Consider the following 25,753-nt stretch of genomic DNA (forward strand, 5'->3'; position numbering starts at 1 on the left):
GCGAGGGAGCTAACGTATCACTAGGCTCACGGCTTGCCCGTACCAGTGGGCTCACGCAATGGACAGATGTGCTTGGAAACGGCAATGTAGGCAGACGCAATCATCAAAGAGATTTCCATGAAGCCGACCATCTTGGCATTGGACCTGGAAGGAACGCTGATCTCCAACGCTATAAGCCAGATTCCCAGGCCTGGACTCTTTCAGTTTCTGGAGAACGTACGTTCTCAGTTTGAAGAGCTCGTCATGTTTACGACCGTGCCGGAGCCTCTTACGCGCAATATTGCTGGGCTCTTGGTTCGCGAAGGTAGCGCGCCAGAGTGGTTCACTCAACTCTCGTACGTTCAGTGGTCGGGCAAGACCAAGGATCTGTCGTACGTCTGCCCTCGACTTGGGGGTGCTCTTCTCTTAGACGACCATGGCCCTTACGTGCACCCCGGACAGGAGCAGTTCTGGGTTGAGATCCCGTTGTATGGATCGCCGTACTCGGAAGACGACAAGGGGCTGAAAATTGCCTCTGCGAGGTTGCTCGAGAGACTCTCAATTCTGGAAAAATCGATATTCGGCAAGCTGAGACCAGAGCTTCGCTAATCGTGCCGCTACTTGACTTTCCCATGACTACAGGAAAAGGGTGATCCCCCAGATCAGGAGGCGTTGAAGACAAACGATTAGTCGTGAACTCACGCGCTTCTATCCGGAGCGATTGACACAGCGCTGATCGAGCTCTATGCGCTGGTAGAAAACTATCGAGGCGATGGTGTCGTACCAAAATCGGCATGTCTGCCGATAGCTGCGATAGGGAATGGCACGGACCGGAAAAGTTCGCACGCATCCCCATCGCGCCTTCACGAAGCGTTTCTACAAGCCAATTCCGACCGCAACGACGGTTGTGATTGGTAGCGAGTGGATCCATCCGCAGAGGTCGTGCCACTTGAGGAGCGTTGCGCCGCGTGCACCCTTGGTAAGCTAACTCATTGGCTAGTCATGTCGATTGATCGGTCGACGCGAGCTTCGGTAATACATCCTGATCAAAAATTTCCTGTGCGGTACGGCCGCTCGGCTTATAGCCGGTAATCTCCTCAAGGGGCTCGACTGTGCCTCCAATTGCAACAATCACATAGCGAAGCGATGTGCCGTTGAGAGAAAACGATCGAGCAGGCAGCTGGTTCATGAGTTCTGCCATGCTCGGAGCATGTCTTGAGATGTAATCTTTGAACTTGAGTCGCCGTTGTTTGAGTAATTGCAACAGCATAGGATTCGCAAGATCCTCAGGACGCCACCGTGCAGGCTCAAAATTATCAGAAAGAACTAAATCTGGGATGAGAGTCGCTCTTCGAGCATCGTAGGGTTGATGTTTAACGGTAGCGTCTACTAGATAATATGGGGGTGCAACAACTATGGCATGCGGTGCAGTGAACTGACCGTGGTCGATGGCCCAGAAGTAGCGAGGCGAAAGAGCTGACGCTGATGGGAATTCGATAGTGAGAGTTGCCTTTGCTACGTAGTTCCAGATTCCTAGCCTGTCCAGCATTCGCCCAATCATGCCCGAGGCGTCTACACACGCTCCTAACCTACCATCTCTCTCAACCGACGCGCGCACCGCCTCCGTCACGATAGCAATCTTCTGTCTCGCGTTCGCTAGGTAGCTCTCATCGTATTTCTTCGCTTCAACGTATCTCGCATAGAGCTCAAGATAGCCAGGATCACGCTGCTCCTGCTTGAGGAACTCTACAGAGTCATAAAACCCTGCCGTGTTGAAGTCTATCCGGCCACGCTCAAATATCTGCTCTAGCTCGCTCTGCTTAGTCTGGTTCGTAAGCGCCCACGAAGTCTCCGCTTTCCCTCTTTCGGCTGAGCTGGCAAAAGAATCCATAGTCATCTATCTCCTATCTATATCAGACTAACACTCATGTAGACCGATAGTCCGAGGCAATTGAGAGGTGGCTTACGACAATATTTTCTGGCTAGGCCGTTCTGATTTGAGCACAGATGGTGGTTGGCATAGTCACCGCTACTACTCCATGATGGTCGGCGCAGCTGTGTGCCGAACAAGTGAGTTCTCAGGAAAAACTCTCGCAGAACCACGGAAGGACAGCTCGCGCAACGTAATGCCCAGAGACACGTTACCAACGTAATGTGTTTTATAGATCGGAAAATCCAGAATTGGGTGAATGAGCGTGACGTGTGACTCATTGGTGGCGCCCTGGAAGCTTGAGGTGTTGATTGCCACCACCATCCCCGTTTCTGGGTTGATCACAGGGCCTCCGCTCGCGCCGCCGTGCAAATGAATTGAGGTTCGCATGCAAGGAAAATTCAACATCACGCGATCTCGCTGTACTGGGAAGACATCCAAAACAGCGCCATCGTAATGGTGCCCCGCAATGCCCATGTGAAGCACCCCGTTATGACGTGCAACAACTGTATCGGGGAATGCGTAAGTGGTCAGCTTTAATCCGGGCGATGGAACAGGTCCGCCGATTGGAAGTACATAGTTTGAAAGCGCTACTTTGTGCTCAGCGTGCAGCATTGGGTGGAGCTCACAAAGTGCCACGTCCGATACAGGGTGTCCTACAACTTGCCTGAACTGTCGAAAATAGAATTCGTTAGTGGCATCCTTTATCTGAAGGCAAGCAAATCTAGGTAATGCTCCTTCATCAAAAACATGTTTTGCTGTAAGTATCATGTTTGGGCCGACAAAGAATCCCGTCCCAACGACCCTCAAGTCGTCTCCACTCGGTCCCTTTACAACTATAGGCATTACGCCTTCCATAGGAGATATTTCACGACCAGATTCCGCAATAGTCGAGTATGAAGTGGAAGATATTCCTTCCTGTGCTTCCCCGCGTACATCTAATTTGAGGGGCGTCGTTTCTTTAAGTGCGAGAGCAAGGCGTGTACTGCGATCCCCTCTTCTACTAGCCTCTCCCATTGCGGTATACCCTTTGTCTCGACGAGAAATTAAAGGCCCATGTAGCACCTCTAGTTTCTTATGTGAAAATGTACGACTGATCCGTCGCTTGATTCATTAGCTCAAGCTACGGCACACTTTGCTAGGTTCTAGGCGGCTTCCCAAAATCACCTATGAGAGAACTAATAGCGAAGCGCCCTCCGGCAAATCTCGATTTAGTCTCATGCCAAACTCAGTCCCTGCTTCAGCATTGATTTCCGCCACTACAGCGTTTCCAATCCTCAGTTCCTCGATCGTGATCTCGTAAATCAATCCTTTTCCAGCAAAGAACGAAAGGCCGGGTTCCAACCTAACTCGTTGAGACGCACGCGAACCGAAAATTTTGCCTGTGTACTTCTTCACTGCTACCGCCACCTCCTTAGTCGCGCCAGTTGATCGACCTGCTTCGATTATCTGAGTCCGCAGCAATGTGGCAAGGCATAGGCATAGAGTCTCAACGAAGTCTGCGTAAGCGACGAGCTGATTCGATCCACTGATGTTCGATACGGCTCCGTGCGATGCCTCATTACGTTCAGTAATAATTCTCTTCAGGTAGTTCGCAGGGGTATCTCCATCCCAGGTGATACGATCAAATAGTAGCTTTCCTTCCGGCACGGTACATGCTCGAGCGAAGGCGTTCTCGACACCCAGCTTGGCAAAAATCCTGTTCACGACATCCGCGCGATAATTGTCGGAGTCGGTCAGAAATGCATCGGTCAGCAGCTTGTAAGTGTTCCCCCGGAGACCATCAACCAATCCATTAGCAATCGCGTCCTCAGACAACGTTGAAAAAAGAGTGTTGACCGGCGCCCATTTCGAAAGGATGTAACCGACGCCGACCCGATGATTGATCCGTACAGCCTCCGCTAATCCGTTATAGGTAGGATGGAGTTTTGATATCTCATCTACGTATTCTTCAACAAGATCGCAGATTGCCTGTTCCCATAATGCGTAAGTTCGGGTCACGGCGGCCGAGGAATCAAGGATCTGCCAAGCCAGTTTGTCCGGTGCCCCACTCCTGAGAATATCGACAGCCGCTTGGTCCAGCCCAAGGGTGGCAATACTCGGCGTAGCAGAATTCAAGGTCTGCCGTAGGCTTTCTTGCCACAGGACAGCTGCCCTTAAGTCAGACAATTGGCGAGATAGTGCCGCTGGTTGCGAGTTGAACATGAGAGCAGCCGCAGCTTATGCCAAAACAGCAGTTAACATATCTTTGAAAGCGTCCATTCTCTCTTGGATTGCCTTTGCGGTGTTTCCTTGTCCAGTGAAGGTGCCGGGACGGGCGGTAGCAACCAGTTGATGCGTCGCCTGAACGACCTCCTTTGAACGATGGAGCAACTTCTCGCGATTGCCGAGATTCTCGCTCAGCCCAACCATTACAGCGTCGGCGAAGGCAATCTGAGGCTGTCGGGCAATTCGGCCTTGCTTCTGCACCCATGGCTTAAACAACTCAGCGCCGTAAACTTCAGCCGCCAACTCAATGGTTTCACTAAAGATCGCACGCAGCTCGCTTATATCAGCCGCGTTGAACTTCCGGCTTCGAACCATGTACCTATCAAGGAACTGCTGAAGTCCCCCACGGTACTGAGTGCGATGGCGAAGAGAGAAGAATCGAAGGACGAATTCAACGTCTCTCATCTTGCTGAAATGAGGGTTGTTAAGCAAAGAATCTGATGGGTTCTGTTCCTCTTCCTCGCTGTACTTCGGCAGACCCCACGCCGCCCTCATCGTCGGGTGGCGAGAGAGCTCCAAAAGAAGATCGTCGAACTCATTGTGATAAATGCAGTGGCGGATCTCTTGGTTCTCAAGATGCACGCCGCCAGTGTTAAGGCGTTCAAAAACCTGCTGCCGTAGAAGCATCTCGTGCTCCCCGGTGGTGGCAGATTCCTTAAGCAGTACGATGTAGGAAATTGATCGACGATCCAATCCTTTACGGATCTCGCTGGGCAGCGTGCTGTACTGTCGACCGTTAAGCTCTGGCCACTGCTCTAGACCGCGGAGCTTGAAATTGTTCTCGTAGAATTCGCTAATAGTCGAGATACGTTGTTGCCCGTCCATTACCTCATACCGGGCAAAATCCGACTCGAAAAGGAAACACGGAGGAACAGGGATGTTCATGATGAGAGATTCAATTAGCTTAGACTTTCGCTTGACATCCCAACGTTTCCGGCGTTGGTAGAACGGCTGCAGCCGCATCCAATCCGCGCGCTTGAGTGCAGCTACGAAATTTGGGAGTTGCTCGCGATTCGATTCCGTAACAATGCGAAGCTCTCGAGCTGAGTACTTGCTGTTGATCTCTTCATCTGTCGGTTTGCGGGTCCGTGCGACTGGCTCGTCCAGCCACATGGTCTGCTCACTCGGGGAAAATGGCACGCTATGTCTCCTTTTGCTGCGAGTGCTGCAGGCCGCACGGAGCGCCACTATAGCAAGAATGGCAGAAAGCTCGCGCCGCCTACTCGGCTCGGCGCATGGCCGTCGACGCAGCATCTGGCAGGTCCAGATAGGCTTATCACTAGTAACATACCGCTCTGCTGATCCTATCGACCATCGACGGGCCCAGATTTGCACACTTAATCGCCCTGGGTTCCGTAGACACGTCGCAGCCAAAAACTATGGCTTAGGCGGAGGTGATCATGGGCACGATGCGGTAGACCAATGAGTTCAAGATCGAGACGGTCCGGCAGATCGTTGAGTGCGTCCGTCCCGTAGCGGAGGTAGGTAAGCTATCGACTAGGCGATCGATCCACAGTCTTTACGGTTGGAAGCGGCAGCATGTCAACCGTGACGTATGCTAGATCGTGGAGCAGGACCAGAAGGCGCAAGTGCTCCGCCTCGAGGGTGAGCTTTGCCAGACCACTCAAGAGCGAGGCATTCTAACTAAATATAGCCGCCACGCCCTTTGCGAAGGGCTAAGAGCAAAATCTGCCTTAACGAAGCGACACCAAGACGAGTTGTGTCTCTACGCTATATGCCGGATGCTTGGCATCCATCGCATTGGCTGCAACGCTCCGATGAAAGCGCCGGTAGGCTCTCGCGACAAAGTCGATAGAATACTGCTCGGGTAAGTGAGGTAGGCCCGCTCCAACCTCGAATTCGGCTTGGAGCGATCTTTCAAGTATCCGGCGATGCCGCGCTCCCTCTGCCGTTCGGCAAGACTTTGGTCGCACCAGTAGGCTCACAGTTGGACATTCAGATCAAAAGGGCGCAGCGTTTGCTTCTCGCCCCCAAAGCCTATTGATTTCGGAGAGCTCAGGTGGGCAGAACAAGTGTCTCCCATCCACTGCAGATTGCGACCTTGCCCGTCGGGGTGAGCGGCGGTGCAATCGGTGTCACCTTTGCACCGGGAAAACATCAGGACGTCGCGATGACGGGGTCTTGGGCTCGGGACCTGGACCTCGATCTAGCGTCGATCGTCGCCTGGGGAGCACAGCATCTGATCACGTTGATTGAGCCGTGGGAGTTCGAAGAGCTGCGAATCGCCTCTTTGGCCGAACGTTCCGGAGCGCACGGTTTGATGTGGCATGGCCTGCCGATTACGGATGGTGAGGCTCCTGATGCGCGACTGCTTGGGCCATGGCGATATCTAGGACCACAGTTTGCAGCCGAGCTCTTGTCTGGAAGCAGAATCGTCGTGCACTGCAAGGGAGGACTGGGTCGGACCGGGACCGTGGCTTCGATGCTCCTCATTGAAACACGTTGCGTTTCGGATGGGATCGATGCAATTGCTAAAGTGCGCTCAGTGCGGCCTGGTGCGGTGGAGACTGTGGAGCAGGAGGAATTCATTCTTAACTGGCCCGAGCGCAGGGCGCCGAGTCTCGGGTAGCCGCAATGGACGGCTAACCTACCCTTCGCTGCCTTGAGTTGGCATACAAGGTGGCGGCATTCGGCAGTTAGTCTGGAGAAAGGGTACCGGTAGAGAACGTAGTGCTGAACACTTTTCTTCGAACACATAAAGTGTTGCTGCTCGTACTGCTTCGCGCGGCCCTCGCATGCCTACCTCAACCTGTCGCCCGGCCTGGACTTCGAAACCAAGCTGTTCGCCAAGACCAACGCCGCCCAGCTGCTGCGCAAGGAGTTCTCGCGCCCCGGCTACGTGCCGCAACCGATCGCGCTCGGCATCAACACCGACGCCTACCAGCCGATCGAGCGCAAGCTCAAGCTCACCCGGCAGCTGATCGAGGTGATGCTGGAAACCCAGCACCCGTTCTCGCTGATCACCAAGAACGCGCTGGTGGAGCGCGACATCGACCTGCTTGCGCCGCTGGCCGAGAAGAACCTGGTGAGCGTGCACTTCTCGGTGACCTCGCTGGACCCGCATCTGTCGGCCCGGCTCGAACCGCGCGCCTCGGCGCCGCACGCCCGCCTGCGCGCGATGCGGCGGCTGCACGAGGCCGGCATCCCGGTGGGCGTGATGGTGGCTCCGGTGATTCCGTGGATCAACGACGCCGAACTGGAGGCCGTGCTCGAGGCCGCCCACGATGCCGGCGCCTCCACCGCCGGCTACGTGCTGCTGCGCCTGCCGCTGGAAGTGGCCCCGCTGTTCCGCGACTGGCTCGACACCCATCACCCCGACCGCGCCGCCCACGTGATGAGCACCATCAACCAGCTGCGCGGCGGCAAGGACTACAACAGTGCCTTCGGCACCCGCATGCGCGGCGAAGGCGTCTACGCCGACCTGCTCTCCAATCGTTTCAAACTCGCGCGCCGGCGGCTGGGCTTCGACGCCCAGAACAGCCACTGGCCACGCCTGGACTGCAGCCGCTTCCAGCGCCCCTTGCCGCCGCGCGAGGATTCGCCGCAGGGATCGCTGTTCTAGGTCAGCGGCTGGACACCCGGCCGGACCTGCGCGAATAATCCGGCGGGTACAGCGTGCACAGGGAGAGGCGCATGGCCGTCGAAAGATCACGGGCACATCCGTTGTCGCGGACGTGGGCACGCTGGATCTGCGCGATCATTGTCGCCGTACACAACGCCGCAAACTGATGGTCTTCAATTTGCGGTCAATGTAGGCGCAATGACGCCAAGCACGGTGGGGGATCATCACTCACATGGCGCGTACTATGTCTATCCGAGTACCGGGCAAGCCCTCAATCCGGAGCTCTTCACGGAGGGGGAGACAATGGGGGAGATTACGGGACTGCGGTATTGGATGCCGCAACGGCAGCTCGTTTTGGCAATCCCTACTTCTCTTATCTAGCGTCACCAAGTGGGGTCATCAAAAAATTTGATCCGAGGACTGGAAACGTCAGGAACACTGACTATCCGAAGCCGGGCGATAGATGTGGATGCAAGTAGCCGGGAGGGCACAGGGATGCATAGAGTTTACTGTCTTGGTTTCGCTGCGCTTCTCATGGGGGTTATCCCATTTGCCAGTGCTGAAAAGGCATGTGCTGGAGGAGCTGGTGAGGACGCTTCTTCGGCACTTAGGGTCGCCTACGAGCACTTCGATCATGATCTGTCGAAGACGATGCGTGTGGGGTTGCAAGAAGGTCTAAGGGGATTTCTTGCTCGCATGGAGAACTATCAGATAAGGATCAGCCTTGAAGGGGACCACTACACTATTCGTTTCACGCCCTCGGCGTATCCGGGAGGCACGCTGAAGGGGGGAGGCGCCGAGTACATCATCAGGAAGTGTTCGCACACGATTGAGCGTGTGCGTCCTTATATGTAGGGGCTGGTGCCCAACTGGAACGCTTCCGATCGACAAGGCAAAGGGCAAGCTTGGTCTGGACAAGGACGCAGTTCATGAAATAAAAAAGGGCGTTGGAGCAGGCTCTAGAACTTGGACAGGTATCGATCCTAGTGGAAATGTCTGGACAGGTGGGGTTGGCGGTTCGGGTGAAAATCATGGCCATTACGGCCCCTTTCTACCAGGTGGTGTACCGTGACTGAAGAGTGCTTTTCTGTGTCTCTCCGCATATGGCATCCGACGCTATCGACTGATGATGTGGTCAAGCAAATCTGCATGAAACCTGAGGTCGCTCATAGTGTGGGGGAGCAGAGGACCAGTCCTTCTGGGGAGATCCTTGAGGGGCTATATCGACGTACCTACTGCTGCTTTGAATTAACTCGCAAAGCTGCCGGTGTATTTACGGATGCTCTTCCTTCGCTCCTGCAGACCATCAAAAAGCATAAGAACTTCTTGGAAACTCTGGTGCTTGATGGAGGTCGTTCAGAGCTCTTCGTTGGCGTCTTCGCCGAGGGTGCTACCGGTTTCACGCTGGAGCCGCCCGTCATGATGGAACTCTCTGAACTTTCGTTGGAGCTGTCAGTAGATATATACAACTAACCCCAGCAATGGAATTCCGTCCAGCTGATTGATCCGCTCGCATTGCAGCTGACAGAAGTTGCGCACGAGCGCGCGTCAAGCGCATACGCGGCGAAGGTGTGTACGTCAACCTGCTCTCCAACCGCTTCAAGCTCGCGCGCCGACGCCTGGGCTTCGACGCCCAGAACAGCCACTGGCCACGCCTGGACTGCAGCCGCTTCCAGCGCCCCTTGCCGCCGCGCGAGGATTCGCCGCAGGGATCGCTGTTCTAGCTCGGCGGCTGGACACCCGGCCGGACCTGCGCCAACAATCCGCTGTCGCCCATGAGGGGCGTTCCAGGGGGAAAGGACGTGAACATCGGTGCCACCACGGCGGTCACCACCGCCGTCAACGCCACGATCATCGCCGTGATCCAGGCGCAACGGCGCAAGGTGCTGGCGCACTTCAACGACCGGCAGGCGCTGTCACCCGAGCGCGCAGTGCCCACCGCCGGGCTGGAGCCGGCACTGCACTCCACGCTCACGCAGCTGCGCGCGCAGGGCATCATCAAGGACGCCGGGGATGCCTACGCCTACCTCGATGCCGAGGCACTGCTTGCCTACGAGAAGAAAACCGCCAAAGGCGGTCGCACCGCGTTGATGGTGATGGTGCCGATCCTGGTGGCGTTGGCGGTTGCCATTGTGGTGGCGATTACCTCGTCTCGTTGAGATTCAAGCTGTCGGAGAAATCGAAGAAGCCCCCTGTGTTCAACCCCGAATCCAGGCGGCAGGGGCTTGATGGCCCGGAAACTGCCATCCCGCAGCACTCAATCGCGCTCCCTTCCACACTGAACCTGTTCAATCCACGCCCATGAATCGAACGATTGCCGCCATTCTCCTGACCTCGCTGGCAGCAGTTGGGGCCGCTGGTTGCTACTCTGACGGAACAAAAAACAATCTACTCGCGGCCGTCAACTCAGGCGATCTTGTCCAAATCAGATCGATCATTGAGAAGAAGCCGGATGTAATAGACGCATATCTCAATGATGGGTGGACGGCGCTGACATTTGCAGCCAAAGACGGGAACGTAAGCGTTGTCAATTTTCTGATCGAAAAAGGAGCTGACATCAACAAGCTGGAGGGAGGCGGAAACTCCCCTCTATACTGGGCTGCCAAGTATGGTCATGAGGATATCGTCGCCTTGCTGTTGCGACATGGTGCCAACATCCACCATAAATGTGCGAAGTGCCTTGAGCCTATAGACGTTGCCAGAGAAAACAACTACGAAGGGATTGTGAACATGCTCGTTGAGCAGGTAAGCTCACAGGCTGGATTGCCCATGTAGCCGACGCCCAACCTGCGGAAATGGAGGCGCCATCGAAACCTCGCTCAATAGAATCTGCGACAGGATCCCAGATCATCCTGGATGTGAGGCGACGTGTTAAAGCTGGATCGAATCCATTTCGACGGAACAACCTGGCATTTTTCCAAGTATTTTGAGTACATCAGAAGTGTTGCGCACCTGATGCCGCAGCCGCTTGGAGACTATTCGACTGATTGGGAATCCTATGCCCTTAGTGGAACCAAGACACTCCATGACGCCAGGCTGCTGTCAGCGATTCTTGACAAGAAGTACGACGGGAAGTACTCAAATGTTGTTTCGTCCGTCGAGCTGAGCTTCATTGATCAGATGTTCCAAGGAAAAACCACATTGCGGTACGGCGACGTCTCTTCGTACCTCTTCAAGGAAACAGACTCGGATACACATCTGCATGCGGACGTGTTGGTGCACGAGTTCTCAATCGTTTCGTCCGGCCGGTTCAAGCACCGAATCCTGCTTGATCACTCGGGTGAGATCGAGATTGAATTCGGCACGTTCTCCCATGTGTGGAAGAAGGAACTCTAGAAGCCCCTCGGGGCCTTTCCGCTCCCTGGGTATCTGCTACGCCAGTTCAGGAAGGAACCATGAGCGCATCGTCTTTCACTTTTCTGATTTACCTGTTTGGCTTCGTTGGCCTTGCGTCGATCGGCCTACTACCGTTTCGAGCTTGGCAAACCTTGAGGGGCCTATCTAGAAGCAAGTCGTTTCCCATCTCAAGAACGGCATCGTTCGTCTTCATTGCGTTGATAGCAGCAGTAGCACTCTGGGCTGACGTGCAAGTCACCGCACGAATTTTCAAGTGCCTAACTGGACGTTACTGTGGTCCAACCATTGCAGGCGGCTGGATTTATCTGGCAATGCTTGGCGTGGTGTACTTTGTTTTTGAGGCCGCAGTTCTTGGGATGCAGAGGATCAGTCGAGCCAAGGCAATCAACCCCGCCGCATAGATGTGGCGCACGAACACAATGGCTGGTTGGTAGCAGGGCGAGCTGCCGTTGGGGGGGCGCGGTGGCTAAGGGCGTTGGCCCAGCGGTGGGTTTGAGAACCGAAGTATCTGCAATGCATGGATCAGCATTCAAAGAAACTTGCAATAATTCCGAGGCACTGGCCGTGGCTGCCATAACCGGGGAAGAGATATGCAATTGACGTCGCCGTTTAGGTTCTCTTGTCCACACTGTCATGCGGAGGGACAAGGATTCTCGATTCTTCGATCACTCGAAAAGACAACGCGAACGTCGTGTTCGATTTGTGGCGTAGCGCTTGAGTCTAGCTCTGGCGGACTCAAGTATGTGCTTCTTCTGTTTTATACCCAGATTGTGGCCGCACCGGTAGGAATATTCCTGATAGCGGGAGCACTGACCGGGCGTTGGCTATGGGTGGGCGGGGCGTTGCTTGCCAGCATCCTGTTGGTGTGGGTTCCCCCAATGTTTCTGCACTCACGAACCGTGGCCGTGAAAACGGCTGCGGAGAGACCCCTACGATACGGGCGCAAACCACGACCGGAACAGTGAGGAAGAAGCCGCTCAGTCCCTTCTGCGCGCAAAGCTACTGAAAGCGCTTCAGGCAGTTGCTGTTCTGAGTCCCAAATGCGTACATCGTTGATGCAGAGCCAATGGCGTTCAAGGGCGATGGTGCCACATGCTCAACACCGGGGTTGCGTTGAGGCAACCCTCCGCGTTGAGTGCTTTCAGCGCATCCGGCCTGCGCTACCGATCTCCCACTTCCGCGTAGCGCAAGGTGGGCTTCGCGGGCGCCGGAGCGGCAGCGTCGGGCGGTGGGGTCTGCCACAGCGATGTGACGGTGAGCTGGCCGGGGATGGCTTCGATCCTTACCTGCACGCCTACGTCGAACCCCAGTGCGCGCAGCCAGGCGCCACGCAGCATGACGAAGGGAATGGGACCGACGGCATCGCGGTCCTCGGGCCCCACCTGCGGCAGTGCGCGCACGTTATGGATGCTGCGGGGCGCGTGGGGCTGCCTGCGCGAGGGGGATGCGCCTTCGGGCGGTTTGATCGGGTTGGTTGTCATGATGGCCTCCAATGCGGAAGGGCCCTCGCCGGTGAGGGCGAGGGCGTCGGGAGGTCAAAAACCGCAAAAGCCAGACGGCGGGCGTATTCCCCCATGAGGGTGTTGTATTAGCCACCCTCCCGACATGGGGCATCCAGTATTTTGGCTTTTTGGAGTTTTTGAGCTCCGTTGACCACCATGCCGAGTGGTGCAGAAGAAACGAAGTCGATTGTTTCTGTTGAACTTTCAGCTTGAGTAGGCGGCGCCTACCACGTGTCGCTATCGGCTCGGTCCCGCGCCATATTCCGGGCGTTTATGGGAACTGGCCCGCAGATCTCACCCGCCGCCGTACAGCTTCTCCGCGCTCTGGAACAGGATCCAGCTGGTGGCGATGAACGTGTCGCCGCCCTGCGGCCGGTTGCCGCGATGGGTGTGGGTGAATGCCGTCGGCGCGATCAGCAGGCTGCCGGTGCGCGGCGCGATCTGAACAGGAACTCGGTTTCGCCCTGCTCGACGTCGTCGTAATGGTTCGATGGCGAGCTGGTGGGCCTGGCGCGAAACGGGCAGTTGAACTTCGTCCACACCGATCACCTTGGCCGGCCGGACTTCGTGACCAACGCGGGGCGGCAGACGGTCTGGAAGGCATACAACTACGCATACGGACGCAGTGTTCAGCAGGACGATATCGGCGTACTTAACATCGGCTTCCCCGTGCAGTACTACGATGCAGAATCAGGGCTTTGGTACAACGGCTTCCGCGACTATGATGCGAGCATTGCGCGGTAGGTGCAAAGTGATCCCATTGGGTTGGCTGAGGGAATCAGCACCTATGCCTATGTGGGGGGAATCCGATCAGCTTCGTTGATCGGCTTGGATTACAAGCGACAACGGTTGATGCCTGTTGCGCTCGTTACGGAGCCGCTGCGTGTGCAGAAGTGGTTTCTGGGGGGGGGAGCTGCCAACCTGGCACCGAAGGCGTTGGGCACCGGCTTTGCCGCTTGGGCATGGTGCAGGATGACTGGCTGCACTATCCCGAATGCGCAGATGTCGAAAGCGAAGCCTTCCAGAGAACAGAAGCCTGATAACTGCCCAGCCGGTAAAAAATCAATTGATCAGTGGCCGGGCGTTAGCAGAGACGATATTCATGGAATCAAGGCAGGGATAAATGCCGGGGCCAAAGACTGGTTTGGAATTAGTCCTGATGGAAACGTCTGGATCAATGAAGATGGTGTGGGAAGTGATCGAGGACATTTTGGTGATTAACTGCTATGAGTAATTCGATCCGATACAGAATCTCGCTTCGAATTACACATCCAAGTATCGCAAGTGATGAAATAAGCGCTGAACTTGGACTCAATCCCAGGATCTCTTACACGGCTGGCGATAAGAAGCTGACGCCAAAAGGGAGAGAGGTTCCTGCCACCAGAAAAGAAACTTTCTGGTGCTATGAGCTGCCCACAGGCGATGAGCCATTCGAACTTGTGATATCGCGCTTCAGCAAGGAATTGGCTGAAAAAAAGTCATTTTTGGATCGTCTGTCTTCCACCGGAGGGCACGTGGAGCACTTCATTGGGTGGTTCTCTCCCGAAAACTCAGGGTTCGTCTTGGAAAATGGCCTTTTGAAGCTGCTCGCGGAGCTGAAGATCACCTTGGCGTTCGACATATATAACGATCCTCAGTCAGCGTAGCCCGGATGGAGCGCCACGCAATCCGGGATTGAAATGATCGAATGGCGCGTACCATGTCTACCCGAGTACCAGGCAAGCCCTCAATCCGGAACTCTTCACGGAGGGGGGAGACAATGGGGGAGATTACGGGACTGCGGTATTGGATGCCGCAACGGCAGCTCGTTTTGGCAATCCCTACATCTCTTATCCAGCGACACCAAGTGGGGTCATCAAAAGATCTGATCCGAGGACTGGAAACGTCAGGAACATTGACTATCCGAAGCCGGGCGATGGATGTGGATGCAAATAGCCGGGAGGACACGGTGATGCATAACGTTCACTGTCTTGGTTTCGCTGCGCTTCTCATGGGGGTTATCCCATTTGCCAGTGCTGAAAAGGCATGTGCTGGAGGAGATGGTGCGGACGCTTCTTCAGCACTTGGGGTCGCCTACGAGCACTTCGATCAGGATCTGTCGAAGACGTGGTGCAGAAGAAACGAGGTCGATTGTTTCTGTTGAACTTTGAGCTTGAGTAGGCGGCGCCTACTGCATGTCGCTATCAGCCCAAGCTGCTCCAGAAACGTGGACTGATTCGCAGATACTCATCGCCCACGGCCTTCGTACGCATGCAACGGCATGCCACGGAGGGTGATAGGCCAAGCACGCGCCATCCCGCAGCAGAACGCAGGCATTGCCGACAGTGCAGCGCGTTCCTCCGTCTCTGTATCGATGACTGACTGCACAGAAGCAGCGCGACGGCCAGTGAAGCTTCTGATGGAAGCCCATCCAACTACCGCATCAGCTCAATGCACGTCGCGGGGTTCCTTGGCTGTGCGCGCACCCATGCCAGCGCAGTGCACGCCACGCATTCTTCTTCAGACACGCTGAAAATGGCTGCATTTCTGCACTATGCGCAGCGAAAGCGGAAAACTGCATGCAGCCACGGTCAACGGATGACTAGCACACCGTCCGCAACTTGACCTAGATGGAGATCACGACGCGAGCCCGATGTTGCATTGAGCCGGATGCGTCAAGGTGGATTGACGCACCGTGCGAGGGGGAGGGAAATGCCATCGTCCGGTGCGGCAGTTTCCATCAAGGCTTGAATCGAAAAAGCGCGCCGGGCGATAGACAGTCTTGTATCCATTCAACACGGAGTACGAATGAGATGAAACAGTCGAAGGTGTTTCTTGCAGGTCTGCTGCTGGTCGGCTACACCCTCGCGGCACCGCCGGTGCTCGCCCAGCAGGTCGCTCAGAGTGCCGCATCGCCACGCGTAGAACAGGAGCTGCGATGCCGCGCCAACAGCGATGGCACGTGGTACTGCGAGTACGTCATCAAGTGGTGACGCCATAGGTCCATCCACACGCATCTGGCGTCCGCGGCGCTGGGTGCCCAGCGCGCGAGGAACACGTTCATGAACACAGGAACATGCCGGTACCTGCTACTCCCCCTGGTGATGCTGCTCTGTTCCTGCAGCACCTACTCCCTGGACAACGCCGCAGAGGATGCGGCGTTCCTGCGCGGATGGGACAGGGAGTGCGCACCCGCAGCAGGTGCAAAGCCGCAGGTCTGCTCGGAGACGTACTGGTCCACCACACCGCGCACCAAACGCGAGCAGGGTGCGCCCTTCCAGCTACGCAAACCGGACTAGATCAGCGTGTACGCATCCGTTGAGATCGCACTGCTCTGGTTACGCGGCCATCCGTCGAGGCTCATCCACCTTGTTGCATCACTCGCCATAGCGACGTGCTCATGGCTGGTGCTCTCGACCATCGCCTCGACCATCTCCGAGCGTGCCGCCCACGGCCAGAGCGAGGCCATCGTGGTGATGGCAGAGCGCAAGGGCCGACCGTTGCCATTGGGCCATATCGCCACGATGGAGGCGCTGGACGGCGTGGCCGACGTTGCGTACATGACCTTCCTGCCGGTGATGTGTCGGGAGCCATCCACGATTGCCACGCTCAACGCCTGGCACATTCCAACCGACAGGCTGCGCGCGGTGCTGGGCGAGAACACCCCGGTAGATGCCATCCGCTCCTGGCAGGCAGCAGATGGAAACCTGCTGGTTGGATCGCGGCTTGCGCGAGAGTGCGGATGGACGGCCGGTGTGACCATCGAGCCGATCAACGCCTTCAACGGCAGCCGCGTGCGCGTGACGATCACCAGCGTCCTTCCGCCTGGCCTTGGCGGCAGCGGCGATCAGATCGCCTACGCGCACTACCGCTACATCGATCGCATGAGTCCGCCGCAGGACGGCGGAACCTTTCGGGTCGCGCGCGTGTATCCCCGCAAGGGCGTGAGCGCTGCCGCGCTGGCCGCCACGGTGGAGGCCGCGTTGGCGCACGGGACCGAGCCCGTGGAGGCCACGCCGTCTGCCGAGGCCGAGAGCCTGATGGCCCGCTTCGAGAGCGTGGGCGTGCTCCTGTGGGGCGTTGCGGCCGCGATGGGCACATCCACCCTGCTCCTTTTCGCCAGCGCTTTCGCCCATGCGGCGGCCAAGCGCAGGGCATCCATCGCGGTGCTGCTCGCGCTGGGATTCAGGCACAGGCAGATCCGCTATGGGAGTGCCCTGGAGATTGCGGCCGTCGTCGTGGCAGGAACGGCCGTTGGCGCTGCCGCCGGATACGCCGTGCTGCACGCCATCGCGCCGCTTACCTCGCTCCACCTGGGGGGAACCCGCATCACCGCAGGCCCCTGTATCGCCATCGCGGCGGGAGGCGGGGTGTTGTGGTTGCTGTCGGCGCTTGCCCCCCTCCTGGCGGTAGGCGGCGTCCAGCCAACAGACATGAACGCCGCGTAGGGGACGACGCATGCGCATCCTTCATCTTCTGGACTTGGCGGCGCGCATGCATTGGGCGAGCCCTCGCGACGTTCTGATGGCGGTCGCGGGATTCGCCCTGGCGTCGTCGGTGCTGACGCTGCTTCTGGCCATACCATCCGGTCTGGAAAAAGCCGCGGCCTCCACCGGCAGGCCGGACGTGGCGTTGGCACTGAGTGCGGGCGCGTTCGATGAGGCGACCAGCACGCTGAGCGCGCAGCACCTTCAGCTGCTTGGCAGCCTGCCCGCTGTGGCACGCGATGAGCACGGAGCGCCGCTCATCGCGCCACACCTGATCGGGCGGACGACGATAACGGTGAACAGCCGAAACCGGCCCATCCAGGTACGCGGTGTGGACCCCATGACCTGGAAGGTGATGGAACTCGAGGGTGAGCGCCTCGCCCGGCTGGTGACGGGCTCGCGAGGGCTTCTGATCGGATCATGGGCGGTGACTCCACCGTCGAGCCACCCCGTACGGGTGCGCGCGGGCCAATGGCACGTAGCAGGCCGTGCCGACCACGGCGGGAGCCTTTGGGACTCGGAGTATTGGGCAGATCTGTCCACGCTTCAGGCGGACTACCAGTCACCGTCGCAGTTCTCGGTCGCGTTGATCAGACTCAACGCGGCTGCCGATCTGCCGGCGCTGCGGGAGGCGGTGCGTGAGGATCCCCGTCTGAGCGGTATCAGGATAGTGCGGCAATCGGACTACTATCAGCTCCACACGCAGTGGTTGGCAGAGCTGATCCGCAGCGTGTCGCTGGTGATCGCGGCCACTCTGGGCGCTGCGGCCGCGCTGACCATCGGCAATGCACTGAGCACGTCGTTCCTGGGCCGCCGCAGGTACGCGGCAACGTTGCGTGCGATGGGGTTCAGCAGCCGCACCCTTGCCCTGGCAGCGTGGATGGAAGTGCAGATCATCGGTGCGCTTACATGCTGCGCTGTTCTTCTGCTGGTGCGGGTGACGCTGGATGGCCATACCTTCGCTGCCGCAAGCGAGGGTCATCAGGTGCTCGCACAGCTGGATGTCGGCGTTGGGGCCGCGGCGGTGTCGCTGGTCTACACCCTGCTGCTGGCAACGGCGGCGTCGGTAGTGCCGATCTGGACGCTGTCTTTCGGCACCCTCGTGGACGCACTTGGCGCTGACCGATGACGGATCACGGCAGGGTGCGCCCTCACCCGCCGCCGTACAGCTTCTCCGCGCTCTGGAACAGGATCCAGCTGGTGGCGATGAACTTGTCGCCGCCCTGCGGCCGGTTGCCGCGATGGGTGTGGGTGAATGCCGTCGGCGCGATCAGCAGGCTGCCGGTACGCGGCGCGATCTTGCGGCCCTGGAACAGGAACTCGGTTTCGCCCTGCTCGAAGTCGTCGTTGAGATACAGCGTCCACAGCAGGTGCCGGTGCAGCGTTTCGGCGGCGGGGTCGCGCGGGTACAGCTCGCAGTGCCAATAGGGGTAGCCGCCCTCGCCTGCCGCATACCATTGCAGGTTGATGGCACCGGGGCGCAGGCAGGTGCGGGCCAGGTTGGACAGCGTGTCGGCGTCCATCGTGGCGAAATCCTCGGCGGCCAGACGGCGCGGCTGGCCGGCGCTGTCGTGGACCTGCAACATCAGCGGCGAGATCAGGGCCTGTGGATAACGGCGTAGATAACTCATCACGCCGGCAAAAACGGCTTGTTGCAGCTGCATTTCAACCTGCGCCCACGCCGGATCGCCGCTGATCCGAAGATCCTTGCTGTGCTTGAGTTCCGGGTAGATTCCGCTGCCCACTTCACCGGGCTTCAACTGCGCACTGGTTCGCATACGGGCCAGGATTGCCGCGCAGGATTCGGCGGGGATGGCGTTGTGGATTACTTCGATGAAGTCCAGCGACGGATCGGCGGTCATGGGGTCTTCCGTGGGCGCGATGCCCCGATGGTGACCGCTGCGATGGCCGATGTCACGCCGTTGCCACGTTGGTTTTCTGCTGTGCCACGGGACCGGCAATGCACCGGTCCCGGGTGACGGCTCAGCCTTGCGCGGCGTCGTGCTCGTGGTGGTAACGGGTGGCTTCGGCCACTTCGTTGCGCGAGCCGAGGAACACCGGCACGCGCTGGTGCAGCTGGTCGGGCTGGATGTCGAGGATGCGCTCGCGGCCAGTGGTGGCGGCGCCGCCGGCCTGTTCAACCAGCAGGCCCATCGGGTTGGCTTCGTACATCAGGCGCAGCTTGCCGGCCTTGGACGGGTCCTTCTTGTCCCACGGGTAGATGAAGATGCCGCCGCGGGTCAGGATGCGGTGCACGTCGGCGACCATGCTGGCGATCCAGCGCATGTTGAAGTTCTTGCCGCGCGCGCCGTCCTTGCCGGCCAGCAGGTCCTGCACGTAGCCCTGCATCGGCGCTTCCCAGTGGCGCTGGTTGGACATGTTGATCGCGAACTCCTGGGTGTCCGCCGGGATCTGCATGTCCGGCGTGGTCAGCACGAACTCACCCTTCTCGCGGTCCAGGGTGAAGGCATGCGTGCCGTGGCCCACGGTAAGCACCATCTGCGTGCTCGGCCCGTAAATGCAGTAGCCGGCCGCGACCTGGGCGGTGCCCGGCTGCAGGAAGCTGGCATCGTCGGGCTGCTCGGTGCCCGGCGGGCAGCGCAGCACCGAGAAGATGGTGCCGACCGACACGTTGACGTCGATGTTGGAGCTGCCATCGAGGGGATCGAACAGCAGCAGGAAGTCGCCGCGCGGGTAGGTGTCCGGCACGGGCTGGCAGTGGTCCATTTCCTCGGAGGCGCACGCGGCGAGATGGCCGCCCCAGGCGTTGGCTTCGAGCAGGATCTCGTTGCTGATCACGTCCAGCTTTTTCTGCGCTTCGCCCTGTACGTTGCCGGTGCCGGCTTCGCCAAGCACGCCGCCCAGGGCGCCCTTGCTGACCGCGATGGAGATGCTGGTGCAGGCGCGGGCGACGACGGCGATCAGCTGGCGCAGGTCGGCGTTGATGCGGCCGGCATGCTGCTCTTCGATCAGGTACCGGGTAAGCGACGTACGGGACATGGAATGGCTGCCACAGACATTTGGGGGCCGTATTGTGGCCCGTTGCTGGCGGCATTACGAGGTTGGGGAAACGTAAGCGGTTACATGTCGTGCCGGCCGCTGGCCGGCGTCCCGCCATCCAGTATTGTGCAGAGCCGGCCAGCGGCCGGCACTACCGGTGGTGTGAGGTCCAGATGGAACAACGGCCGCACTGGGCGGCCGTTGTTTCATGCACTGCGTGTTGCTTCAGCCCTTGGCGACGGTCGCCACGGCTTTGGCCACGTACGCCAGGTTGCCCTGGTTCAGCGCGGCCACGCAGATGCGGCCGGTGCCGACGGCGTAGATGCCGAACTCGTCGCGCAGGCGGTCCACCTGCGGGCGGCTCAGACCGGAGTAGGAGAACATGCCGGCCTGGTCGTTGATGAAGGCGAACTCCGGCGCACCAGCGGCCACCAGGTGTTCCACCAGGCCGTGGCGCAGGGCGTGGATACGCTCGCGCATCTCGGTCAGTTCCGCTTCCCACACCTGGCGCAGTTCGACGCTGTTGAGCACGCCGGACACCAGGGCCGCGCCGTGGTTGGACGGGCTGGAGTAGATGGTGCGGATGATGCGCTTGACCTGCGACTGCACGGCCTTGGCGGCGTTGGCATCCGGTGCCACCACCGACAGCGCGCCGATGCGCTCGCCGTACAGCGAGAACGACTTGGAGTACGAGTTGGCGACCACGAAGCTGTCGATGCCGGCCTCGGCGATGATGCGCACGGCGACGCCGTCTTCGCTGATGCCCTTGTCGAAGCCCTGGTAGGCCATGTCGATGAACGGGAACAGCTGGCGGTCCTTCAGCAGCTCGGCCACCTGCTTCCACTGCGCGACGGTGAGGTCGGCACCGGTGGGGTTGTGGCAGCAGGCATGCAGCAGCACCACGGTGCCCGGCTGCAGCTTGGCCAGGTCGGCCAGCATGGCGTCGAAGTCCACGCCGTGGGTAGCCGGGTCGAAGTAGCTGTATTCCACGACCTCGAAGCCGGCCGCCCCGAACACCGCGCGGTGGTTTTCCCAGCTCGGGTTGCTGATGGCGATGGTGGCGTGCGGCAGCAGGCGGTGCAGCAGGTCGGCGCCGACGCGCAGCGCACCGCTGCCGCCGATGGTCTGCGAGGTGGCCACGCGGCCGGCGGCCAGCAGCGGCGAGTCCTTGCCGAACACCAGTTCGCGGGTGGCCTGGTTGTAGGCGGGCAGGCCGTCGATCGGCAGGTAGCCGCGCGGTTTGGCCTCGGTGGCCAGCTGCTGCTCGATCTGCTTGACGGCGCGGAGCAGCGGAATGCGGCCGCTCTCGTCGTAATAGATGCCCACACCCAGGTTGACCTTGGTCGGACGGCTGTCGGCGTTGTATGCCTCGGTCAGGCCCAGGATCGGGTCGCCTGGGACCAGTTCCACATTTGCAAAGAAGGACACGGCGGTACTCATTCGGATGACGGAAGGGGGGAGGATGGCGCGACGCAGGTTGCGGCAGAATCAGCCAAAACCGACCCATCGTAACAAAGCCGCGACGAGGGCGCGGCGGCCGCCGTCACGTTCGTTTCCGTACCATTGCGTGTGGCACGCCCGAATTCCGAGGACACCCACACGCATGCGTCGTTTCCCCCCGTCTGCCCGCCGTTTTGCGCTGCTTTCGGCCGCACTGCTGCCGAACCTGGCACAGGCCCAGGACACCCCTCCGGACCCTGTCCCGGCGCAACGGCTGCCTACGGTGCAGGTGCAGGCCGCGCGGGTGCAGCAGGTGGCCGATGTGGACCTGCCGGCGTCGATCACCACGGTGTGGATCGACGACGCGGCGGCCGGCCCGCAGGTGCAGATCGCCGATGCGCTGGGTGGCATTCCCGGCGTGGTGGCCCGCGACCGCCAGAACTACGCGCAGGACACCCAGCTGTCGATCCGCGGCTTCGGAGCGCGCTCCACCTTCGGCGTGCGCGGGGTACGGGTGCTGGTGGACGGCGTGCCGGCCACCATGCCCGACGGGCAGGGCCAGCTCTCGCACGCCAGCCTGCTGGGCGCGCAGCGGGTGGAGGTGCTGCGCGGGCCGTTCTCGGCGCTGTACGGCAACTCGTCCGGCGGCGTGGTGCAGGTGTGGAGTGCCGATGGCGCGCCCGGCGATCCCTGGCGTCTGCGCCTGGATACCGGCAGCGATGCCATTCTGAGTATCGGCGCGCAGCTGCGCGGGCAGCAGGGGCCGGTCCGCTACAACGTGGCGGCCAACCACTTCCGCACCGACGGCTGGCGCGATCACAGCCGCGCGCGCCGCGAATCGGTGAACGCCCGGCTGGGCACCGAGGTGGCCGGCGGCGAGCTGGCACTGGTGCTGAACTACCTCGATGCCCCCGATGCGCAGGACCCGCTCGGTCTGACCCGCGCCCAGGTGCGCGCGGACCCGCGCCAGGCCACGGCGGTGGCCACCCAGTACAACACCCGCAAATCGGCGCGGCAGGCCCAGGCCGGGCTGGTGTTCAGCCGTACCGAGGGCGCCCATACCTGGCGCGCGATGGGCTATGCCGGGCAGCGCAGCGTGGAACAGTACCTGGCCATTCCGCCGGGGCCGCAGGCCAACCCGCTGCACGCGGGTGGGGTGATCGATCTGGACGGTGGCTATGGCGGCGTGGACGCGCGCTGGGCCTGGCACGGCGATTGGGCCGGCCGTCCGCTGGATGTGGTGATCGGTGCCAATGCCGACCGTCAGCGGCAGGATCGACGAGGTTACGAGAACTTCGTCGGCGAAACGCTGGGCATCAAGGGACGCCTGCGGCGCGACCAGGCCGACCGGGTGGAGAACGTGGACCAGTTCGCGCAGGCCTGGTGGCAGTGGGCGCCGCGCTGGTCGTTGCTGCTGGGGGTGCGGCACAGCACGGTGCGGTTCCGCTCCAACGATCACTACATCACCGCCACCAACCCCGACGACAGCGGGTCACGCCGCTACAACGCCACCACGCCGGTGGCCGGCGTGGTGTTCCGCGCCAGCGAAGCATGGCGGCTGTACGCCTCGGCCGGGCGCGGCTTCGAAACCCCGACGTTCAACGAGCTGGGCTACCGCGCCGACGGCCAGGCCGGGCTGGCGCTGGATCTGTCGGCGGCGCGCAGCCGGAATCTGGAGGTAGGCGCCAAGTGGCACCCGCAGGGCGGCGCGCAGCTGGAGACGGCGCTGTTCCGCGCCGATACCGATGACGAGCTGGCCGTGGCCAGCAACACCGGCGGGCGTGCCACCTACCGCAACATCGGCCGTACCCGCCGCCAGGGACTGGAAGCCAGCTATCTGCAGCCGCTGGGCGCTCAGGCCGATCTGGCCCTGGCCTACACCTGGATCGATGCGACCGTGCGTGATCCCTACGCATTGGCCGCCGGCACCGTGGCGGCAGGTTCGCGACTGCCCGGGGTGCCGCAGCAGCAGTGGAACGCGCGCCTGCAGTACCGTCCCGGCCCGTGGCAGTGGGCGGCCGAGGTGGTGGCCTCCAGCGATACGGTGGTCAACGACCTGGCCACCGAGCGCGCGCCCGGCTATGCCCTGCTCAATCTGGAGGCGTCGCGCCGCTGGCAGCGCGCGCAGAGCACGCTGCGCGCGTTCGCGCGGATCGACAACGTGCTGGACCAGCGCTACATCGGCTCGGTGATCGTCAACGACGGCAACCAGCGCTTCTTCGAGCCCGGGCCGGACCGCCGCTACAGCGTGGGACTGCAGTGGCAGTGGGCGCCGTGAGCGGCGCCTAGCGCGGCACCTTGGCCGGCACGAACGGCGAGGTCGGGTCGCTGGCCGGGAACGTCTCTTCCAGCGCCTCGTCCTGGTTGTCGCTGGCGTGTTCCTTGCGCTCGCGGCGCTGGTCCTCGTTCTCGCGGCGGCCCGGCGCCGGCGCGCCGGTGGGGTCCTTGCGGTCGCGGTAGGCGTGGGACGAACTGGCGGGCACCGGCAGGTGGTCCGGTTCCTCGTTGGGGGTGGACATGCCGGCGCCGCGGTCTTCGGCGTCCTGCAGGTCGTGCTTGGCGCGCTGTTCGCCCGGGACCGGGGTGGTGGCGTCGCGCAGGGGATCGCGTGGCATGGGATGTCTCCAGGGAGAGGTGCCTGCAGCGTACGCACCTGCGGTGGGTACCTGCCGTGAAGCCGGCGCTGAATGGCCGGGCACGCAACGGATCTGTCACGGCTGGATAACGGCGGCGGGGCTATTTCTGCCTCCCCCTGCCGCTGCCGGAGTCGTGCCATGCCCCGCCTGGACCGTCGAGCCGTCCCCGCGCTGTACAACGCCTACCTGCAGCCCGAGCGCAGCGGGCGCCGCAGCCGACGCGAACGCATGGAAGAGCCGCAGGCTGTCGCGCAGGATTACCTGCAGTACATGCGCAACGACTACGAACAACGCCGTGCACAGGGCCGCCGCAGCTGGCGCGATCTGTACCCGGCCTACGCCTTCGCGCTGACCACGCACTACGCCGACTGGCCGCGCGGCACCGGCGACGACACCGATGGCGAGCTGGCCGAACACTGGGAACAGATGCGCGGGCAGTCGAGGCTGGGCTGGCCGCAGGCGCGCGCCGTTGTCGAGGATGCCTGGCTGGCACTGGACCACATGCCGGCCGCGGCCGTGCACGGCCTGCTGCAGTAAGGCGCCGCGTACAGGCGGCCTGCACGGCGCGGACACAGGCGTTTCACGTCGCGCGCGGTACAGCTGCCCTCCCCCTTCTGCTGGAGTGGCGCCGTCATGGCCCGACCGATCTGGACCGGCACGCTGTCATTCGGGTTGCTCAACGTCCCGGTGTCGCTGATGTCCGGCGAGCGCAAGGTCGACCTGCAGTTCCGCATGCTGGATTCGCGCGACCGCAAGCCGATCCGCTTCGAGCGCGTGAATGCCGATACCGGCGAGGAAGTGCCGTGGAAGGACATCGTCAAGGCTTACGAGTACGACAAGGGCAGCTATGTGGTGCTCGAAGAGGACGACATCCGCTCGGCCGCGCCGGAGAGCCACGAGGCCGTTGAAGTGGAGACCTTCGTCGATGCGGCCAGCATCGATCCGCGCTTCTACGAGAAACCCTATCTGCTGGTGCCGGCCAAAAAAGCCGAAAAAGGCTACGTGCTGCTGCGCGAGACCCTGCGCAGCACCGGCAAGGTGGGCATCGCGCGGGTGGTGGTACGCACCCGCGAATACCTGTGCGCGGTGATGCCGCATGGCGATGCGCTGGTGCTGATGATCCTGCGCTACCCGCAGGAGCTGGTGGACCCGGAGGACTACAAGCTGCCCACCGGCAGCCTGGCCGACTACCGCATCAACAGCAAGGAAACCGCGATGGCCGAGCAGCTCATCGCCTCGATGTCCGGCGACTGGCAGCCAGAGGAGTACCACGATGAATTCCGCGAGCGCCTGCACACGCTGCTGAAGAAGCGCATCAAGGCCAAGGGCGGCACCACCCGCGTGGAAGAGGAACCGGCGTCGCGCGAGGACGATGCGACCAATGTGGTGGACTTCATGTCGCTGCTGCAGAAAAGCCTGGATGCGAAGAAACGAACACCGGCAAAGAAGAGCGCAGCCGTATCGAAGGTGGTGAAAAAGAGCGGAAAACCTGCCAAGAAGGCGGCCAAGGCAGCCAAGGCGACGACCAGGGCAGCCAAGGCCACCAGCAAAACCGCCAAGCGCACCACGACACGCAAGGCCGGGTAAGCGGC

General features: G+C 60.5%; 25 protein-coding genes and 3 pseudogenes. 18 read left to right on the plus strand and 10 right to left on the minus strand.

The features are described from left to right. Nucleotides 1-117 precede the first annotated feature (117 nt). The gene (locus tag ACLB90_RS09845) at nt 118-588 is read left to right on the plus strand and encodes an NIF family HAD-type phosphatase (RefSeq protein WP_411849341.1); all 471 of its coding nucleotides are present in this window, start codon (nt 118-120) and stop codon (nt 586-588) included. Nucleotides 589-979: 391 nt separating this feature from the next. Here ACLB90_RS09845 and ACLB90_RS09850 read toward each other — a convergent pair whose 3' ends face one another. The 4 genes from ACLB90_RS09850 to ACLB90_RS09865 form a co-directional block, all read right to left on the minus strand. Beyond that, nucleotides 980-1,876: a hypothetical protein gene (locus tag ACLB90_RS09850; protein ID WP_411849342.1), complete on the minus strand. Its 897-nt coding sequence runs from the start codon at nt 1,874-1,876 to the stop codon at nt 980-982. A gap of 135 nt (nt 1,877-2,011) precedes the next feature. Beyond that, nucleotides 2,012-2,719 carry a serine protease gene (locus tag ACLB90_RS09855; RefSeq protein WP_411849343.1) on the minus strand — a complete coding sequence of 236 codons (708 nt, stop codon included), beginning with the start codon at nt 2,717-2,719 and terminating at the stop codon, nt 2,012-2,014. Nucleotides 2,720-3,076: 357 nt separating this feature from the next. Next, nucleotides 3,077-4,114, minus strand: coding sequence for an MAE_28990/MAE_18760 family HEPN-like nuclease (locus ACLB90_RS09860; protein ID WP_411849344.1), 1,038 nt, complete (start codon nt 4,112-4,114; stop codon nt 3,077-3,079). Nucleotides 4,115-4,129: 15 nt separating this feature from the next. After that, on the minus strand, nt 4,130-5,317 hold the full coding sequence (locus ACLB90_RS09865; protein ID WP_411849345.1) for a DUF262 domain-containing protein: 1,188 nt from the start codon (nt 5,315-5,317) through the stop codon (nt 4,130-4,132). A gap of 991 nt (nt 5,318-6,308) precedes the next feature. Between ACLB90_RS09865 and ACLB90_RS09870 the strand changes: the two genes are divergently transcribed. From ACLB90_RS09870 to ACLB90_RS09905, 8 genes and pseudogenes are all read left to right on the plus strand, one after another. Beyond that, on the plus strand, nt 6,309-6,767 hold the full coding sequence (locus tag ACLB90_RS09870) for a protein-tyrosine phosphatase family protein (RefSeq protein ID WP_411852732.1): 459 nt from the start codon (nt 6,309-6,311) through the stop codon (nt 6,765-6,767). Nucleotides 6,768-6,905: 138 nt separating this feature from the next. After that, a pseudogene (locus ACLB90_RS09875) lies at nt 6,906-7,760 on the plus strand (PA0069 family radical SAM protein); the annotation flags it as partial. 1,149 nt (nt 7,761-8,909) lie between these two features. Beyond that, complete coding sequence (locus ACLB90_RS09880) at nt 8,910-9,233, plus strand: DUF4279 domain-containing protein (protein WP_153165499.1); 324 nt, start codon at nt 8,910-8,912, stop codon at nt 9,231-9,233. Between the two features lie 80 nt (nt 9,234-9,313). After that, nucleotides 9,314-9,484 (plus strand): annotated as a pseudogene (locus tag ACLB90_RS09885) (radical SAM protein); the annotation flags it as partial. 78 nt (nt 9,485-9,562) lie between these two features. Then, the gene (locus ACLB90_RS09890; RefSeq protein WP_136005783.1) at nt 9,563-9,919 is read left to right on the plus strand and encodes a hypothetical protein; all 357 of its coding nucleotides are present in this window, start codon (nt 9,563-9,565) and stop codon (nt 9,917-9,919) included. A gap of 142 nt (nt 9,920-10,061) precedes the next feature. Continuing rightward, a complete protein-coding gene (locus tag ACLB90_RS09895) occupies nt 10,062-10,535 on the plus strand; it encodes an ankyrin repeat domain-containing protein (protein ID WP_411849346.1) in 474 nt (157 codons plus the stop codon). A gap of 93 nt (nt 10,536-10,628) precedes the next feature. Next, nucleotides 10,629-11,096 carry a hypothetical protein gene (locus tag ACLB90_RS09900; RefSeq protein WP_411849347.1) on the plus strand — a complete coding sequence of 156 codons (468 nt, stop codon included), beginning with the start codon at nt 10,629-10,631 and terminating at the stop codon, nt 11,094-11,096. A 59-nt stretch (nt 11,097-11,155) separates the two neighbouring features. Continuing rightward, complete coding sequence (locus ACLB90_RS09905; RefSeq protein WP_411849348.1) at nt 11,156-11,518, plus strand: hypothetical protein; 363 nt, start codon at nt 11,156-11,158, stop codon at nt 11,516-11,518. 759 nt (nt 11,519-12,277) lie between these two features. On the opposite strand, the gene ACLB90_RS09910 is transcribed toward ACLB90_RS09905, so the two are convergent. Next, the gene (locus ACLB90_RS09910; RefSeq protein WP_136005779.1) at nt 12,278-12,598 is read right to left on the minus strand and encodes a SymE family type I addiction module toxin; all 321 of its coding nucleotides are present in this window, start codon (nt 12,596-12,598) and stop codon (nt 12,278-12,280) included. Nucleotides 12,599-12,913: 315 nt separating this feature from the next. Beyond that, nucleotides 12,914-13,098 (minus strand): annotated as a pseudogene (locus tag ACLB90_RS09915) (2OG-Fe(II) oxygenase); the annotation flags it as partial. A gap of 46 nt (nt 13,099-13,144) precedes the next feature. Between ACLB90_RS09915 and ACLB90_RS09920 the strand changes: the two are divergent. The 6 genes from ACLB90_RS09920 (at nt 13,145) to ACLB90_RS09945 (ending at nt 18,214) form a co-directional block, all read left to right on the plus strand. Next, nucleotides 13,145-13,363 carry an RHS domain-containing protein gene (locus tag ACLB90_RS09920; protein WP_411849349.1) on the plus strand — a complete coding sequence of 73 codons (219 nt, stop codon included), beginning with the start codon at nt 13,145-13,147 and terminating at the stop codon, nt 13,361-13,363. Continuing rightward, entirely contained in the window at nt 13,364-13,840 is a 477-nt protein-coding gene (locus ACLB90_RS09925; RefSeq protein WP_411849350.1) for a hypothetical protein, read from the plus strand. Between the two features lie 5 nt (nt 13,841-13,845). Beyond that, nucleotides 13,846-14,265 carry a DUF4279 domain-containing protein gene (locus ACLB90_RS09930; protein WP_411849351.1) on the plus strand — a complete coding sequence of 140 codons (420 nt, stop codon included), beginning with the start codon at nt 13,846-13,848 and terminating at the stop codon, nt 14,263-14,265. 1,146 nt (nt 14,266-15,411) lie between these two features. Further along, on the plus strand, nt 15,412-15,591 hold the full coding sequence (locus ACLB90_RS09935; protein WP_411849352.1) for a hypothetical protein: 180 nt from the start codon (nt 15,412-15,414) through the stop codon (nt 15,589-15,591). Nucleotides 15,592-15,903: 312 nt separating this feature from the next. Then, nucleotides 15,904-17,046 carry an FtsX-like permease family protein gene (locus ACLB90_RS09940; RefSeq protein ID WP_411849353.1) on the plus strand — a complete coding sequence of 381 codons (1,143 nt, stop codon included), beginning with the start codon at nt 15,904-15,906 and terminating at the stop codon, nt 17,044-17,046. 10 nt (nt 17,047-17,056) lie between these two features. Further along, the gene (locus ACLB90_RS09945) at nt 17,057-18,214 is read left to right on the plus strand and encodes a hypothetical protein (RefSeq protein WP_411849354.1); all 1,158 of its coding nucleotides are present in this window, start codon (nt 17,057-17,059) and stop codon (nt 18,212-18,214) included. 22 nt (nt 18,215-18,236) lie between these two features. Here ACLB90_RS09945 and ACLB90_RS09950 read toward each other — a convergent pair whose 3' ends face one another. The 3 genes from ACLB90_RS09950 to ACLB90_RS09960 form a co-directional block, all read right to left on the minus strand. Next, a complete protein-coding gene (locus ACLB90_RS09950) occupies nt 18,237-18,947 on the minus strand; it encodes a 2OG-Fe(II) oxygenase (RefSeq protein ID WP_411849355.1) in 711 nt (236 codons plus the stop codon). Between the two features lie 121 nt (nt 18,948-19,068). Beyond that, the gene (locus ACLB90_RS09955) at nt 19,069-20,085 is read right to left on the minus strand and encodes a class 1 fructose-bisphosphatase (RefSeq protein ID WP_411849356.1); all 1,017 of its coding nucleotides are present in this window, start codon (nt 20,083-20,085) and stop codon (nt 19,069-19,071) included. Nucleotides 20,086-20,310: 225 nt separating this feature from the next. Then, nucleotides 20,311-21,513 carry an aromatic amino acid transaminase gene (locus ACLB90_RS09960; protein ID WP_411849357.1) on the minus strand — a complete coding sequence of 401 codons (1,203 nt, stop codon included), beginning with the start codon at nt 21,511-21,513 and terminating at the stop codon, nt 20,311-20,313. A 175-nt stretch (nt 21,514-21,688) separates the two neighbouring features. Here ACLB90_RS09960 and ACLB90_RS09965 point away from each other — a divergent pair, with 175 nt between their 5' ends. Then, complete coding sequence (locus ACLB90_RS09965; protein WP_411849358.1) at nt 21,689-23,803, plus strand: TonB-dependent receptor family protein; 2,115 nt, start codon at nt 21,689-21,691, stop codon at nt 23,801-23,803. Between the two features lie 7 nt (nt 23,804-23,810). Here the strand turns inward: ACLB90_RS09965 and ACLB90_RS09970 are convergent, their stop codons facing one another. Then, nucleotides 23,811-24,008, minus strand: a complete 198-nt coding sequence (locus ACLB90_RS09970) for a hypothetical protein (protein WP_411852733.1) — start codon at nt 24,006-24,008, stop codon at nt 23,811-23,813. A 291-nt stretch (nt 24,009-24,299) separates the two neighbouring features. Here ACLB90_RS09970 and ACLB90_RS09975 point away from each other — a divergent pair, with 291 nt between their 5' ends. Continuing rightward, on the plus strand, nt 24,300-24,698 hold the full coding sequence (locus ACLB90_RS09975; protein WP_411849359.1) for a hypothetical protein: 399 nt from the start codon (nt 24,300-24,302) through the stop codon (nt 24,696-24,698). A gap of 96 nt (nt 24,699-24,794) precedes the next feature. Then, the gene (locus ACLB90_RS09980; RefSeq protein WP_411849360.1) at nt 24,795-25,748 is read left to right on the plus strand and encodes a Ku protein; all 954 of its coding nucleotides are present in this window, start codon (nt 24,795-24,797) and stop codon (nt 25,746-25,748) included. Nucleotides 25,749-25,753 lie beyond the last annotated feature (5 nt).

Origin of the sequence: Stenotrophomonas sp. LGBM10 (assembly GCF_046736075.1) — a bacterium.
In the GTDB taxonomy this organism is placed as follows: domain Bacteria; phylum Pseudomonadota; class Gammaproteobacteria; order Xanthomonadales; family Xanthomonadaceae; genus Stenotrophomonas.